The sequence below is a fragment of the Exiguobacterium sp. RM11 genome, from assembly GCF_059821525.1.
Genome location: NZ_CM187558.1, coordinates 1,431,516 through 1,446,673 on the forward strand (window position 1 = coordinate 1,431,516; position 15,158 = coordinate 1,446,673).

The window sequence follows — 15,158 nt, forward strand, 5'->3', positions numbered from 1 at the left end:
AAAATCGAGCAATATAGTGCACGATGAATCACTTCAAATCACGCATACTGTTCATAACAGTCAAGTGGCCACTTCGCTGACCTTATGAAAAGATGGTGATTCGCATGTTTCAATCGCTTCATCCCAATTTAAAAATACGACTTGCCTTAAACTTCTTTCAAAAACTGACTCAAACCGCCATATTTCCCTTTATGACGATTTATTTCGTTCGCCAATTCGGTGCGACGGATACTGGACCGCTCATCATCCTGACGATGATTGCCTCATTCATCGCAAGCCTCTATGGTGGTCTTCTGTCCGATCGATATGGAAGAAAACGCGTGCTCTTCATCGGAGAAATGCTACGATTCGTCTGTTATATCGGCATGGCAATCGTAGGTTCTCATATAATCGACAATGCCGTTTTATTATTTATCTTTTTCTTTTTCAGTAACCTTCTGAGTAGTGCCATCACACCTGCAAACGAGGCCATCTTGATTGATGATAGCCGACCCGAGCAGCGAAAATATTTGTATACACTCAGTTACTGGCTGATGAACGGGTCCATCGTCATCGGTAGTTTGCTCGGAGGTTTTTTCTTCGAACAACATCTCTTCTACTTGTTATTATCGGCAGCCATTCTTTCATTCAGATGTGTATTCCTGATTTCCTTCAAACTAGAAGACAACTATAAACCTTTACCGCGTAAAGGACATAAGACCACTGGTGTATGGACAGGTTACCAGACGGTCATGAGGAACCATCTCTTTTGGAAATACCTCGTCGCAGGGATTTTGACGTTGTCATTAGAGTTGCAGCTTACGCATTATCTCGCGATTCACTTTGCTGAAACGTTACACGTTGTCCCGTTCTTCCATTTCTCACTAGATGGGACGAAGATTCTCGGACTGCTTCGAGCGGAGAATACGATTCTCGTGTTACTGCTCGGTCTTGTGTTGATGCGTTGGACCAAATCTATCTCTGAACATGCGTTACTTTACACGGGTGTCACACTGTTCAGTCTTGGATTCGCCATCTTACCGGTTTCACATGATCTTTCAATGTTAGTGCTCGCAACGGCTTGTTTCACGTTTGGAGAACTGCTATATGTCCCCATCCACCAAGCCATGCTAGCTCGACTCATCGAAGACCACCTCCGCAGTCAATACTTGGCCGCGAACGGTTTCCGCTACCGAGGTGCGCTTCTCATCGGCGCAATCAGCGTCTCGACTTATGATGTCGTGTCACCTGGTTGGATGGCCATCACTTATATTTGCTTTGGTATATTGGCAATCTTCTTCTATCGTTCAATCTTGAAAGAACTGGATAAGTGTCAACCTTCAGAAATGGACCGAGCTTCCTAGATGACAACCATAGTTTAGTACCTTGAAGAAGATATACATCTTTTTACCAGAAACGTTTCCAATATTTTTCACAATATGCTATCCTTTTAAAAATGATCTGACAAACGCGATGAAGAGAACAGTACATCAATGAATCTTTCTAAGAGAGCTCCGTCTGGTGAAAAGGAGTAAAGAACGTTGATCGAAACAAGCCTCTGAGCAGCGCTATGGAACTCACCCCGAGGGATGTGGCGACGGGAACTCCCGTTATAGAGTTGAGGTATAGTCCGATTCATTCGGCAGTACCGAATAAGGTTCGTGCGGTGACGTACGGACGAACAGGGGTGGCACCACGATGAGAATCTCGTCCCCAAGAATTCGTTCTTGGGGGTGGGATTTTTTTGCGTTCCGAAAGTGATCAAAAATAGAAGGAGTGATTGACTTGAATTCGTTTCGAAAAACCTCTGCGCTACTGCTCGTTAGTGTCGGAATCTCAAACCTTGGTGCCTGGATATACTTCATTGCGCTCAACTTGATTATCCTAGAGATGACTAGATCCCCTTTCGCCGTCTCGATTCTCTATGTATTAGTCCCGCTCGCCTCGCTCGTCTCGAATCTTTGGTCAGGTAGCCTGATTGACCGGGTCGATACGAGACGACTGATGATGTTACTGGATGGTCTGCGTGCGTTCCTCGTATTCAGCTTAGGCTGGATTGATTCACTGTGGCTCATCTACGGGATCGTCTTTCTTCTCAATGTGATGAGCTCGTTATTCGAATCATCGAGTCTGGTCTACATGACGCAACTCGTACCTGCCTCGAACCGACAAAAGTTCAATGCGATGAAGAACTTTGTACAGTCATCCGGGTTTATTCTAGGTCCGACGATTGCAGGACTGCTCTTTCTAGTCGGGAGCCCAACATTTGCGATTTTCGTGAACGCGTTCGCACTCATCGTCTCGGTCGGTATGCTATCGCGCCTTCGGTCTCATCATCGAACAGAAGCGTCGATTGAACCATTCTCTGTAAGTTTCATTATCGAGGATTGGAAAATGGTCGTACGATTTGCATCAAATTCCAAATACGTGACGCTCATTTATGGATTGTTCTGTGTCATGACCATCTTCATGTCTGGACTCGATTCCTTGGAGGCGTCATTCGCGACCCAAGTCCTTCACTTGTCTGAGAGCCGATATGGCTTTCTCGTCAGTATCGCTGGGATTGGGATTATCTTTGGATCACTCATCAATTCAAGATGGAGTCACCGCTTGTCCTTATCGTTTTGTATTGGATTCGGGGCGATCATGACACCAGTCGGCTATCTTCTTTTCGCAAGTTCATCGTCATTCATGATGGCCTCGGTTGGATTTTTTGTCCTGACATTCGCGCTTGCCTTTGCAAATACAGGATTCTTATCATTCTATCAACACCATGTCCCGGTCGAAATCATGGGTAGGTTCTCTGGCGCTATCAATGTGGCAGAGTCGCTACTCGTCATCCTACTCACATTTGGGATTGGACTTCTTGCCGAAATGGTTGGGATTCGTCCAGTCTATCTCGCATTCTCGATTATCTTCTTCCTTGTTGGTTGTTACACCATACATGTCATGCGCGACCGTTCGAAACGGGAGTATTTCAATCACAATCAAATCGAAGAAGTTTCTTAAGTCATGAGCCGGTCGTTTTTATGCGACCGGCTTGTTCGATTCGGTGAATCGCTTCAATGATTTTTCATCATACACTCCACTGTTTAATCAGCTCAAGATCCTCTGGAAATGCAAGTTCCAATCGCTCTATTTCATGAATCGACCACCAATTGACTTCATCAATGTCCGAGTCGATAGTTGCGGTCGCCATCCGCTCGTCACACGTTGCCAAAAAATAGTGCGTTTCGACTTGGTAACTTGAGATGATGGCTCGTTTGATATGTAATCTTTGATTAATCGAAATGCGATAGCCCGTTTCTTCGAACACTTCACGCAGGCAACACTGTTCAGGAGTTTCTCCTTCTTCTAAACCACCTGATGGCAAACTCCATTTTTGTACGTCACGATTCTTTACGAACAGAACTTTCTTTTCGTCGTTGATGCATAAAGCAGCTGATCCAATCCACTGTTTCATAGTCTTATTACTCCTTTTTTATTTTTCTGCTTGCAGGTGACGTTACGTCACCCGATATGATGGGGCTACAACGACATGAGGAGGAAACACGATGTTCAGTCTAATGCAAAAGAAAACAACTCCCATTTGGACATGGAATCAGTTCGCAATCACAATGATTCTTCTATTCGGAGTGACGCCCCTACTCATCGAAAAACACTTATACAACTTTTTAGAGCAATCATGGGGAAACACCCTCTATTCAGGAACAAGTATTGGCTTGGCGTTAGCCGTAGTGTTTATGACTGTCCTCTATTTCGTCGCAATACGACCACGGACCATATCCCTCGAAACGTTAGGGCTTCGTCGTATTTCATGTAAAGACTCGAAGATAATCCTTCTATGGACGGTGGTATTAATTGTAATTAGTCTCATCATTGTTGTAATCCAAACCTATTTCGGCATCGGTACATCGAACATAAAAACAGAGAGTTTACAAAGTGACTTGTCGCTTATCTCCATACTGATTGCGTTCGGATCGGCAGCCATCGTTTCACCAATCTATGAAGAAATCTTTTATCGCGGGTTTTTATACCGCTTCTTTGAGCAACGATTTGGGGTTTGGATTGGGATGATCGTAAGTGCTGGAATTTTTACTCTCGCTCATTTACCGACAACAAACACATTACTCGTCAATTTTGTATCTGGGCTTGTGTTCGCCTGGGTTTATGAACGAACAAACTCCATTTATTCCAGCATGGTCATCCATGGTACCTTTAATGGGCTGGCCGTTCTATTGACTGCATTGGCATGAATGAATCAGTCTGCTATCTCTTGATATAGTGAATCAATATAGGCAAGAATCGATGCATTGATTGGATACAGTCCTAATTCATTCGATGCATCAGTTGATTTTCGAATCTTCCAAAATGATTCAATCAATTGCTGATTTTCTCCAAATGTCTCGTCTGTTAACCACGTCAAATCTTCTTTAAGAATTTGGGCTTCTTTTGAGGAAGGGGAGACCCCACGTTCGATTAGAATTTCGGTTCTCCGAATCAAGTTGATCCACTTTTTCGTATCATGCTCACCGTCTTCTAATTTAGGTAAAGTTGCTTTCAATGAGTCAGACTCTTCTTCCGAAAAATAGTCCGTCCATTTTTTCCGGTCATTTGATTTCGCTTGAATATGTTGTAGTTTCGTCCAATCGATTTTTTCATTTTCGAGCTTCATGGATTGAAGGAGTGTCATCGTATGATTCTGCGCCTGTTGCAATTCTTCTATCTTTCCTTCTAACGAGGACAGATGGGCGGACAAGATGCTTGTAAGAGATTCCTCATTTAAGATTCTCCGAATCTCATCGAGCGGGACGGTCATCGATTTTAAAAGCATGATTTTTTGAAGCCGAAACATTTCGTCATCACTATAAAATCGTTTCTGTACATCGTTCGTATACGAGGGGGTGACCAAATTGATTTGGTCATAGTATCGAAGCGTACGCACAGACACGTTCAGTTTTCTTGCGACCTCTCCCGTTGAATAGTGTCTAGCCAACGTTTATACCTCCTCACGTTATGTTATGTGTATGCACGTAGCACCTGTCCAATCATCCCTTCAAACTGATGAATTCCTTCATTCCGATTTGACAAACAAATCAAACATATTGGAGAGTTTTTCTCCATTACGAGTATGCTTTGAAACCCAATACCCCAACCGAACGAGAATCCTTTACTCGGTTCATTCGGATTTAGAAATAGACCATGTCCTACTTCAGCATTCATAGAAGAGGTTGTGAACAGGATCCTTCTTGACTCAGTATTCAAGAACCCTTTTGTCGTAATCGCGTTGACGAGCGTCGCTAAATCCGAAGTCGTCGTCCATAGACCGCTCGCTGCGGGATACGGGTAAAAACAAGTATATGCAGAAACGATTGATTCATCTGGCTCAATCCCATTAACGCCAAACTTCTCCACTATCTCCAAGTCATACGAACTCGTTTTCATATTGAGTGGTGTAAAGATGAAATCAGACATAATCTTTTCGAATGTAGATGACATACATTCCTCTATCGCATATTGAAGTAAACAGTAACCTGCATCTGAATAATGGAACTTACCTATTTCCTGTGACTGAACAAACACAGGAAGTTCATAATATGGTGTCGTGCCCGATAGGATTTCTTTCATTGACGGAAAGCTTGTACGTTGAACCGTTGTTCCAAACTGATTCGGTAAATCGACCAGACCCCCTTGATGTTGGATGAGTTGACGGACTGTGACCTGGGAACGCATACCATTTTGATCATTCAACGAAAAAGAGGCAAAATAGTCGTTGATTGGAGAGTCTAGACTCAGCTTCCGGTTTTCAACTAGCTTAAGAATAAGAATAGACGTTACAAGTTTACTGATGGAACAGGCGGCAAACATTCTGCCCTCAGGAGAAGCATCTCCCATTCGATATACAGACATTTCTTCACTCTCATTAACAAATACCATATCTATTTGAGAGACATGATGTTTCTTCATCAATTCACTCATTCTTTCTTTCGTGAGCATCCGATTCCTCCTTATTTATACCAATACACTGATAATCAAATTGTTGGTGCAAAGCGGTTAGTATACCCTTCACAATCTCTTCGTGTGTCAGCCAACGCCAAGTTTCATGCTCATAGATTGCGCCAAGTTGGACTTGTCGGTACGTTTGTTGTTCGTTTATGTATAAAGACCGTTTCTCCTGTTCGGAGTTCGCCTGGCTCCCTAAAATATGTAGAACATCTGCATGCAATGAATGATTCAAGATGATTTGCATCGCCTTCCCGGAGTCCCGGTGTACCCATGCAATGATTTGTTTGAATGGTCCGTACCGCTTGATCGATTCTTGTAGCCCTTTTGATAAATCCTGTTCGCTACGATAATCAAGTAGTAGTGAATGACACGTTTCAGGGTTTCGTCGAACGACTTTTGCCATTCTTTCCGGGTCTCGCCCGATGACAGTGACAAGATGTTCGCTTGCTAAACAAGATGTGACTTCAGCTAACATTCCGGTACCACCGACAATTAAAATATGTTTTTGATTCATGTCATCACCTCATTTCCATTATACACCAATCAATGAACTCTCTTTCGGTAAAGAAGTGTTCTGAAACATTGGCGTATTTTCAAAAATATCCCGTTATTCAATTAAAGAATCACTTATAATGAATCAAGTGTACGAATCAGTTTGAATGATCACTATTTCGGAAAATGGATAATAGTGTTACTATTGCAATTTATTTCTTTTAGGAAGGGGGAGATGAGATGCGACATTGGTCTGCCATGTCACTTCAACTGATTGCGCTCATCGTTGGCTCATTGATCGTAAGTACTCTATTGTCTTCTGTTCTGATGATGAACAATCTACCGGTCTGGTGGATGATTTGTATCCCTGTCCTCTATCTTTCAACGCTACTCATACACCGAGCATCTGGAGTCCTGATCTCGTTAGGGTTCGGCGCTTACTTTTTCATCATGATGTCTGGAACTACAATTCCCTTAAATATTCAACTACTGATTCTTCTGTTGTTTGCGATGTTGACGATTCTAGCTTACTTGCTTCAAGTCGGTTTATTTCGCTCACAATTTGCATTGAGTGTCGCAGAAGCGAGAGTCAGTCAATTAATTGCCGTCGATCCTGAGACCGGGTTCGATAATCGTAATCGATTCTTCATGGACCTTGAAGCAGAGCGGGATCGATTGATTCGAAATAGTGGAACGTTCGTCGTCACATTCGTCACATTACCGCTCCTCAACGATTTCGAAAAACGTTATGGTCGATCCGAATATGAATGGTTTTTAGATTATTTCAGTGACGAATTACATGAAGCGACACGACGGACTGATAAAAAATATCGGGTTGCCTCCGATACATTTGCCATCCTTTTTCCTCAAACCTCACTCGAAAATGCACAAATCGTTCATGAACGCATCAAACCACTGTTACAAGGATACTCTCGTCTAGATGGCGAACCACTTACTATTGATTGTTTAGATAAATCATTTGAAGTGACCTTAGAGAATTCATTTATGAGTTTGGATGAGATTCGGATGTACTTGAGTGAAGACGAAAAAAAATGAGTTCAGGAATGAACTCATTTTTTGATAGAACGAATTTGTAATTTGTGATTCTTATCGATTTCAATGACATATTGCCGATTGATCGTCATTTGAATAGGGCTCGGTATCGACAGCTTTGGTGAAAACAGCCACACACGACCTTCTGGCACCAATAAAATGTATGTATCGCTATTCGGTGCGCCTAAAAAATTCAGATGACGTTCATCGATTGGGTTGCCGTCTCGGCGGTGAATCTCGATATTCGCAAGTTCTTGTGCGACATGAAGCGGGTCTACTGCAGTCAAGCTCATCTCGCCGATTCCAAGAAAGTCATCAGTAGAAAATACCTCTGCATCACTTTCCGGGTTAATCGAATGTCGAGCAATCAATTCGACGACATTCTCGTCCGCATCGTAAAAATAAAGTGACGAGGCATCAATCCCTTCAAAGTAAATCTCATCCTCATCATCTTCACTCAAAAGTGAAACACGTGATTTAATCCATTCTTTCGCTTCTTTGAATCGATTGGACGGGATATTAATGGCGAAATGATACTGTCGCTCTCGAATGGTCGCTGCCTCTTGAAACACCAGCGCATCTTCACCTAGATTGATTCGAAAACTCGTCGAGTCTTCTTCAATGACTGATAATCCAAGTTTTTCCGTATAAAAACGTTTCATTTCGTCAAGCCGGTTCGTGTACAGTGTAGTTTCTGTGATTCTCATGAAATCCCTCCTCGCCTTCCTCATCACTATTCTTGATTCCTTCATTTGATCATTCGCTTGTATTTTTTATATGCTGTCGAACTCATATCCATGCCTAACAGCTCGTTACGAACGTCCCTCTGCCAAGTGTGTGGGTTGAAGCCAATCACTTGAGTCACACATTTTTCACTTGAATCGTCGAAAGTCAAAGCCAGTTGAACAAGTCCCTTCTCTATATAAGATTTGGCCAACCTCGGATTGTGTCGCATGAAATATTCTCCTAAAGAAAAGTAGGGCTGAACTGCCCGCGGACATCTTTCAATGGCCTTGACCAGATACTCTCGCTCCATATGTCTTAGCGATTTTGACATGCTTAGACAAATCAATGCAGAAACCTCAGCTGAAGCCTCTTCTATGCATCGATTCGCCACCTCAATGACTTCTTCGTCCATCTCGAAATCATTCCACCCTATGTCATATAACGCCAAGGCAAAATAGAAAGGTTTATCTGGATGGTATGAAAAGGCTGTTCGGCAAAACGCATTCACTCGATCATAATCTTCAATCCGATCCATCCGTTCATAACCGATAAGCAAATCCCAACGATATGAATCGGTCGGGTCAAGCATCACATGGTCGATCAACAGCTGCTCGATGTCCGGAGAGTTGCGCATGAAATGTTCAAGTTCATTGAATTGTTTGTCGTGAACAAGTACCTCGATTCGCTCTAACATGGTCTGCTGAATGGAAGTGAGCGCTTGATTTCCTGAATCTAAATCGAAAATCAAGGATGACTTCAATTGACTCACCCTGTTTACCTCCTTTATTCATCATCTTCAACGAGTTGGAAAATATCATCGACCCTCGACCTCGTGATGCCATTGCGCTGCTCGATGGCAAGAGGATGATTCGTCGGTTCGAGTTCGATCAACGGGCGTAGTCCGACTTCACGCATATGGACATTCGTTTTTAAATTGATGGTGTCCGGATAGATGGGAAGGTCTGTCGATAGCCAGCCGAACATCGGGTCGAGGTCAACACGAGCGGGTTCATCCCATGAATCGATGACTTTGAAAAAGTTATCCGGACTGAGTGATACCCAGACGTTCCAGATGAATGGATTCTCTTCCCCAATGACCGGAATCTCAAGGCATCCGTAAATGAAGAAGTGGGCTTCATCGAGGACACATACATCATCTGTCAATACGACACGTTTTTTCATCTCACGTGTTGTCAATCCGTTTAGAACTGTTGGCATCCTTGATCCAAAACCAACTTCACTTTCTGTATTCCTGCCACATTTTGAGCAAGTACAATTTTTGTTGTGTTTTCGTTTGAATGGGTATCTCATACATTCTCTCTTTCTATTTTTAAGTTAAAATACGGTATGTGAAATAACAAAATGCTAATAATATTATAATAGGTCAGACAATCATTGTACCTTTTGAAACAGTATCTAACACTCTCGTCCTCGTATCATTTTTCGATAGAAACACTTCTTCACCCTTTTCATCATAACAATACGCGATTGGTATCGATACACCACAATTTCGATACGACCCATCCGCGTGACTCGTTCCGATAATCATCGCTTTACGTTCCATCGCAGTCTTTCTCGCTTCTTCGGACCACTCCATGAATTGTTCTTCACTAAACATCCCGACCCCGATTGGATTGAATATGATTGATAGATGCTCATGATTCTTTAATCCCTCTACCCCCATAAAAATCTCCCTGCAAAGTAAGTATCCGTATTCCTCCGCTCCGTCCTTGACACTTGATGGCATGAACAAGCGCACACTTTCAGGTGTTTTCCGTCGCGTTAACAGCGTTTCACCTTTCTTATTTACAATGAGGACCCGATCTTTATTCGTATCATCCCGATAACCTAAAACAATTGCCGTCTTGAATGCACTAGCTAACTGACGGATCATATCTAATTCTGTATATGTACAATATCCCTCCGGATAGAGAATCAAGTCTACTGTCGGGTTCGCCTCAATCTCTAGCTTCAATTGCTTAAGATCTTGCTCCATTTTAGGTTGTCCAATTAATATATTCATCATTACTCCTCCGTCTCATTGCCCACGTCTGCTATTTATATGTAAGTGAGATGGTAGAACGTACCTCACTATGAAGTTCAACATTGATATCCTGTTTTCATAATACTATCAATCATCTGATTCATTCCTATTCAATTGTCACAATCACATTCCCAACTTTTCTCCCTTGATCGACATATCGGTGTGCCTTGACAATCTCATCCAGTGGATAAACCGAATCAATAACGGGTTGCAACTCTCCTGCTTCAAACAATTCGTTCAAGAACCTCAAATCCTCTTTTCGTTCACTCGCTGGCCCCTGTCCCGCAACAGAACGGAATGACCCGTTCTCCGCAACATGTTTTCGAGCCAATCGCTTATCAATTTTTCCAGACGCATCAAACACGACATCATACGTACCCAATTCACGGTCGTAGCCTTCTTTCGAATAGTCGACGACCACATCTGCCCCAAGTCGCTTCACGAGCTCGATGTTCCGCTCATGGCAAACTGCTGTGACATGTACGCCGAAATGTTTTGCAATCTGTACGGCAGTGGAGCCGACCGCACCTGATCCACCATAAATCAAAACATTTGTCGCATGTTCGATGTTTGCTTTCCGTAAAAAATGTAACGAGGTGGTCCCTCCGAACGGAAGTGCCGCCGCCTCGATAAAGCTGGCATGCTCGGGCATCTGAACCACACATTTCGATTCGTTCACGCAAGCAAACTCCGCATATCCACCAAACTTCATACCCGTGAGCGCATACACGTTGTCTCCAATCTGAAAGTTTTTCACACTACGACCTGTTTCGACGACAACACCTGCCAACACGACACCAAGAATCGGTTGTCTTGGCGCCTTGAACCCCATAACTATCCGCATCGGTAGTTTTCCGAGTGCAGGAACGTCCAGTGCGCGAAGTCGTCGATCTCCTGAGTGAACGGCCGATGCATGTACTTGAATCAGTAGCTCATTGCTTTTTGGCTTCGGGCGGTCTACGTTTTGAATGACGAACACGTCTGGTCCCCCATACGTCGTACAAATCGCAGCTTTCACGTTGATTCACTCCTTTTCTGATTTGTCACTTCATTCTGTTATATATGTTCCCGCAATCATGAGGGTTCAGTCGATTTGGCATAGAAAAACCAGATGACATCATACGATATCATCCGGTTCATTCTTTATTGATACACTCGCATCTACGAGAGAAAACGGATTGTCGAGCGACGCGGCTGCTGCTTCCGACTGTGCGATGTTTATTTCGGTCACCATCGGTTCTTGTCGACGTAGACGGAACGCCCGTTCGAGTCGACTGGTCAATAAATTAAAGATAAAAATCAGCGCTGCGAGCGCAATCGCAGGAATCAGGAATAGATGATTTGTCATCCATGTCATCGCTGTGAATTGTCCGAAATAGTATCCAAACATCGAAGACCATTCATAAATCGTCGGCATGACACCTTCATGTAAAAGAACAGTCCCGCCAAAGAAGATTCCAAACAATGAAAGATGAATAAGCAACATGAGCGTTTGTACGAACTGTTGCATAAAAACGATGACAAGCGTCGGAATCAGATGGGGCAATAGATGTAGTCTCACACGATGCCAGACACTCCCACCAAGCGTCTGGGCAACAATCATAAACTCTTGTTGTAACAATTGACGAATCTCCGTGATGAGATATAACGTGACGGCAGGTAACCCGAGAACGACTAAAACGATTAGCTCAATCTTCACCCGATCCCATAGTGGAGGAACTTGTGTCGAATCCCAAAAGATCATCGTCGAGGCGAGCATCATCAATGCGAGTAACGAAATCGGTAAAATCAAGAATCCATCGAGCAACGTTTTAAAAAAGTGATTCAATCGCGCTCCCCTGAAAGCAAGCGGTATCCCAACCAATAAACCGATGGTCATGCGCCCAAGTGCGACAATCGCACAGATACTAACGGTCCATTTAAATCCTTCCACGAGCATCTGGAATAAATCATATCCAGCATTGTCTGTCCCGAGCCATTGATATTTCGAAGGTTCAAGTGGTGGGATTCCGATGAGTCTCCCTTCATCCGAGTAGAGCATAAGCGTTTGATCTACGTTCCCATCACGAAACACGGTATTTCCAACACTCATCAACAATAGACCCGTGACGATGACAAAGCAGAAGATAAAAATCGGGTCACGCATTAATACGCGTCGCATCAAATCCCTCCTTTCCATGCATTCGGAATAATCCATTCAATCAGTAAATCCAACAGAAAAATCGGGATATAGATGACGAATAAGATGACCAGTAAGATCTCCATCTGCGGGTTGTAGACGGCGAATCGAAACAGTCCCTGGACGTTGAACAAATATTCTACGATGAGAAGTGTCGATAAGATGGTGATGATGTTTGAACGAAAAAAGAGGTAGAAGCGATAGATGATGTTCGGCAACAAATGGTTCCAAAACAGTCCTCTTGGTCGAATCCCTTTCGCTTGGGCAAGTTCAAGGTAAGAGATGGCTTCTTGTTCATGGATATGGATGGTCAACCATTTAATAAAGAAGAATAACGTTGTCAGTGTCAATGTGACAATTGGTAGAAATCGTATGTATTCTGCGAACCCACCAGCTACTTCGATTCGGTCAAACCCTGTTGCTCTATGTATAGAAATGGCGAGAAATTGTGAAAAGATTAACCAAAATAAATCAGGCACCATTTCGAGCGTTTGACTCGTTTGGTGCAGGACGGTGCGAACCCGTCTGCCGCTCCGATAATAGAAGTAGGCATACAGGAGACCAAGTATGGTCGACACGGCAAGCGCCGTCGTAAAAATGATGACCGACTCTTTGACGAGTGGCTCAAGTGCAGGCAATAAAGGTAAATCTGTTTGAGCGGTGACGTTGTAGTATGTAATCTCATCAAGTTTTTGGAGTTGGTCCAGCTGTTGTTGGATGCCGTTCCAGTAACTCGTCAGACTAAAATCTGTTTGAACGACGATCGTCGGTAGCGCACTGATTGCAATCAAGACAAAGAATGCGATGACAAGATGTGCAGATTTTCGTGCAATATAGGCCATAGTTCTGTCTCCTTTAGATGACATATCTCAATCGTAAGTGTGGAAGGACTCTCGTTATCTCTTCACTTTGTAAAGGGAATTATATCCAAAGACACGTTCCATTGATTCTAGCATATTTATTATGTGAATAGAAACAATTTTCAGAAATCATGATGGATAATGATGTATGCTATAATGGATTTATAGAAATATTTAGGAGGTTGAAGCATGTGGATTATTTTTGGATTGGCGGCCATTGGAGCAACGCTGTTGAACTTGACTGTCTTTATGATGGAGAAAGATTACAAACTGCCAATGGCGATTGCGCTGTCCTTGACTGCACTAACACTTTGCGCCGAGTATAGCCTAATCAATATGTGGGTCGATGCAGAGGACTGGGCTGCCTTAAAGGATGTGGTGCCCGGAATGTCACGCGCATTATGGTTCTTGACGATTGCGGCGATTTTCTTGAATCTCCTTCCGATATTTTTAGAGAACATTCGGCAAAAAAGATTCTCTTCCGATAAAAAACAATCCGATTGATTAGTGGAATGCTTCCATCTCAATCGGTTTTTTTACTTTTTTGTGAGTAAGTCGAAAACAACAACTGACCTTCCTCTGATCTCAACTCATAGTCAATCCCGCTTTGAAACTGCTTCGTCATCGTCGCGCGACATGTAAACACATGCCCCGGACCATATGCAACATCCGGAATTTCCTTGAAGCCATATGACCGCTCGCCGAACCATAGCGTCACGTTCGATGAACCCTTCGATGATCGGTCATCGACGACATAACATTCTCCCGTCTCGACGATGTAATTCGTCGTCATACGGTCGTACGTCTCCATTCCCGCCATTCCAAGTACAACCACTGATGCAAAGATCGCGATAGCAGCTTGACCTAATTTCACACGATCGCGTGTCTTCCGCCACTCCATCCAATAGATGACAAGAGAAGCGAGACACAATAATCCAATGAACCAATAGAATACAATTTCCAACAACCCAATCACCTCAATTTATAATACGAATTTCCTCGAAAAAAGATTCGAAGCTTCTCACAAAAAAACTCGACACACGTCGAGTTAAGTCGTTTCATACTCCAGCTTTCGCTTTTGCCAAGCGACAAGTAGGATGCTGATGATGACGAGTAGGAACCAAGAGGATAGTTTCCCTAAATCAACGATGGCCCAGCCGTTCAACTGGTCCGGATACGCCCAGCCGTTGTAAAAGGTCACAATATTTTCAGCAAGCCAGATGAAACAGGCAATCAAGAAGAACGAGAGCACGACCGGCATCTTGAATCGCCGGTCATCGAGTTTGTACGAGACAACCGAGCGGCCAAACGCCAAGAAGATAAGTGCGATCAATAGCCATCGCAGATCTAGCCAAACATGGTGCCAGAAGAAGTTGAAATAAATCGCAATGCCTAGTCCGAAAGCGATGATTGGGTTGGGCATCTTCGTGAACTGTAAATCGAGACGACGCCACGCTTGAACGACATAACTTCCGACGCTCGCATACATAAAGCCCGCATAGAGTGGGACGCCCCATACTTTTGTGAACGCCTCATCCGGATAGCTCCATGACCCCATCTGTACCTTGAATAGTTCAAGTCCGAGACCGATGACGTGGAACCAGCTGATGACTTTTACTTCTTCGATTGTTTCAAGTCCTGTTTTTACGAGGAACACTTGGACGAGCACACACCAGATAAATAAGACATCGTAACGGGGAATCGGCAACTCCAAAAATTTCGTGACGGCGAGTGCACCGAAGATGGCGACTGGGAAAATACAGCTGAGGGCTTGTTCATAAGCGAAAATAAAGAGATAACGGATGCGTCCCATCGATTG

Annotated in this window: 18 protein-coding genes and 1 other annotated feature; of the genes, 5 read left to right on the plus strand and 13 right to left on the minus strand. The window is 43.5% G+C overall.

Annotated features, from left to right (window positions below; genetic code table 11):
- Nucleotides 1-104 precede the first annotated feature (104 nt).
- Both AC5LIL_RS07510 and AC5LIL_RS07515 read left to right on the plus strand, forming a co-directional pair.
- Nucleotides 105-1,343: an MDR family MFS transporter gene (locus AC5LIL_RS07510; RefSeq protein WP_499823760.1), complete on the plus strand. Its 1,239-nt coding sequence runs from the start codon at nucleotides 105-107 to the stop codon at nucleotides 1,341-1,343.
- 100 nt (nucleotides 1,344-1,443) lie between these two features.
- Nucleotides 1,444-1,697, plus strand: a binding site (T-box leader).
- A gap of 58 nt (nucleotides 1,698-1,755) precedes the next feature.
- The gene (locus AC5LIL_RS07515) at nucleotides 1,756-2,988 is read left to right on the plus strand and encodes an MFS transporter (RefSeq protein WP_499823761.1); all 1,233 of its coding nucleotides are present in this window, start codon (nucleotides 1,756-1,758) and stop codon (nucleotides 2,986-2,988) included.
- Between the two features lie 67 nt (nucleotides 2,989-3,055).
- Here the strand turns inward: AC5LIL_RS07515 and AC5LIL_RS07520 are convergent, their stop codons facing one another.
- On the minus strand, nucleotides 3,056-3,442 hold the full coding sequence (locus AC5LIL_RS07520; RefSeq protein WP_274665152.1) for an NUDIX domain-containing protein: 387 nt from the start codon (nucleotides 3,440-3,442) through the stop codon (nucleotides 3,056-3,058).
- Nucleotides 3,443-3,533: 91 nt separating this feature from the next.
- Here AC5LIL_RS07520 and AC5LIL_RS07525 point away from each other — a divergent pair, with 91 nt between their 5' ends.
- Entirely contained in the window at nucleotides 3,534-4,235 is a 702-nt protein-coding gene (locus AC5LIL_RS07525) for a CPBP family intramembrane glutamic endopeptidase (protein ID WP_499823762.1), read from the plus strand.
- Between the two features lie 5 nt (nucleotides 4,236-4,240).
- Here the strand turns inward: AC5LIL_RS07525 and AC5LIL_RS07530 are convergent, their stop codons facing one another.
- Genes AC5LIL_RS07530 through AC5LIL_RS07540 form a run of 3 tightly spaced genes read right to left on the minus strand, consistent with a single transcriptional unit; the run spans nucleotide 4,241 to nucleotide 6,499 of the window.
- Nucleotides 4,241-4,975, minus strand: a complete 735-nt coding sequence (locus AC5LIL_RS07530) for a MerR family transcriptional regulator (protein WP_499823763.1) — start codon at nucleotides 4,973-4,975, stop codon at nucleotides 4,241-4,243.
- Between the two features lie 23 nt (nucleotides 4,976-4,998).
- Nucleotides 4,999-5,976 carry a serine hydrolase domain-containing protein gene (locus AC5LIL_RS07535; protein ID WP_274665149.1) on the minus strand — a complete coding sequence of 326 codons (978 nt, stop codon included), beginning with the start codon at nucleotides 5,974-5,976 and terminating at the stop codon, nucleotides 4,999-5,001.
- The gene (locus AC5LIL_RS07540) at nucleotides 5,951-6,499 is read right to left on the minus strand and encodes a Rossmann-fold NAD(P)-binding domain-containing protein (RefSeq protein ID WP_499823764.1); all 549 of its coding nucleotides are present in this window, start codon (nucleotides 6,497-6,499) and stop codon (nucleotides 5,951-5,953) included. The genes AC5LIL_RS07535 and AC5LIL_RS07540 overlap by 26 nt, the downstream gene beginning before the upstream one ends.
- 218 nt (nucleotides 6,500-6,717) lie before the next feature.
- On the opposite strand from AC5LIL_RS07540, the gene AC5LIL_RS07545 reads away from it, so the two are divergent.
- Nucleotides 6,718-7,533, plus strand: coding sequence for a diguanylate cyclase domain-containing protein (locus AC5LIL_RS07545; RefSeq protein ID WP_339963019.1), 816 nt, complete (start codon nucleotides 6,718-6,720; stop codon nucleotides 7,531-7,533).
- A gap of 14 nt (nucleotides 7,534-7,547) precedes the next feature.
- On the opposite strand, the gene AC5LIL_RS07550 is transcribed toward AC5LIL_RS07545, so the two are convergent.
- From AC5LIL_RS07550 to AC5LIL_RS07580, 7 genes are all read right to left on the minus strand, one after another.
- Nucleotides 7,548-8,237: a toxoflavin lyase-like VOC family protein gene (locus tag AC5LIL_RS07550; protein WP_499823765.1), complete on the minus strand. Its 690-nt coding sequence runs from the start codon at nucleotides 8,235-8,237 to the stop codon at nucleotides 7,548-7,550.
- A gap of 41 nt (nucleotides 8,238-8,278) precedes the next feature.
- Nucleotides 8,279-9,025, minus strand: a complete 747-nt coding sequence (locus AC5LIL_RS07555; RefSeq protein WP_499823766.1) for a hypothetical protein — start codon at nucleotides 9,023-9,025, stop codon at nucleotides 8,279-8,281.
- 14 nt (nucleotides 9,026-9,039) lie between these two features.
- Nucleotides 9,040-9,567 (minus strand): DUF2199 domain-containing protein, encoded by a 528-nt coding sequence (locus AC5LIL_RS07560; protein ID WP_499823767.1) that lies wholly within the window; start codon nucleotides 9,565-9,567, stop codon nucleotides 9,040-9,042.
- A 73-nt stretch (nucleotides 9,568-9,640) separates the two neighbouring features.
- The gene (locus tag AC5LIL_RS07565; protein WP_499823768.1) at nucleotides 9,641-10,279 is read right to left on the minus strand and encodes a carbon-nitrogen hydrolase family protein; all 639 of its coding nucleotides are present in this window, start codon (nucleotides 10,277-10,279) and stop codon (nucleotides 9,641-9,643) included.
- A gap of 127 nt (nucleotides 10,280-10,406) precedes the next feature.
- Entirely contained in the window at nucleotides 10,407-11,318 is a 912-nt protein-coding gene (locus AC5LIL_RS07570; RefSeq protein ID WP_499823769.1) for an NAD(P)-dependent alcohol dehydrogenase, read from the minus strand.
- A gap of 99 nt (nucleotides 11,319-11,417) precedes the next feature.
- Nucleotides 11,418-12,461 (minus strand): ABC transporter permease, encoded by a 1,044-nt coding sequence (locus tag AC5LIL_RS07575; protein ID WP_499823770.1) that lies wholly within the window; start codon nucleotides 12,459-12,461, stop codon nucleotides 11,418-11,420.
- Nucleotides 12,461-13,321 (minus strand): ABC transporter permease subunit, encoded by an 861-nt coding sequence (locus AC5LIL_RS07580; RefSeq protein WP_499823771.1) that lies wholly within the window; start codon nucleotides 13,319-13,321, stop codon nucleotides 12,461-12,463. The genes AC5LIL_RS07575 and AC5LIL_RS07580 overlap by 1 nt, the downstream gene beginning before the upstream one ends.
- Nucleotides 13,322-13,528: 207 nt before the next feature.
- On the opposite strand from AC5LIL_RS07580, the gene AC5LIL_RS07585 reads away from it, so the two are divergent.
- Nucleotides 13,529-13,843 carry a hypothetical protein gene (locus AC5LIL_RS07585; RefSeq protein WP_214783135.1) on the plus strand — a complete coding sequence of 105 codons (315 nt, stop codon included), beginning with the start codon at nucleotides 13,529-13,531 and terminating at the stop codon, nucleotides 13,841-13,843.
- 19 nt (nucleotides 13,844-13,862) lie between these two features.
- On the opposite strand, the gene AC5LIL_RS07590 is transcribed toward AC5LIL_RS07585, so the two are convergent.
- Nucleotides 13,863-14,303, minus strand: a complete 441-nt coding sequence (locus AC5LIL_RS07590; protein ID WP_499823772.1) for a hypothetical protein — start codon at nucleotides 14,301-14,303, stop codon at nucleotides 13,863-13,865.
- 84 nt (nucleotides 14,304-14,387) lie between these two features.
- Nucleotides 14,388-15,152 (minus strand): DUF817 domain-containing protein, encoded by a 765-nt coding sequence (locus tag AC5LIL_RS07595; RefSeq protein ID WP_499823773.1) that lies wholly within the window; start codon nucleotides 15,150-15,152, stop codon nucleotides 14,388-14,390.
- Nucleotides 15,153-15,158: the final 6 nt, after the last annotated feature.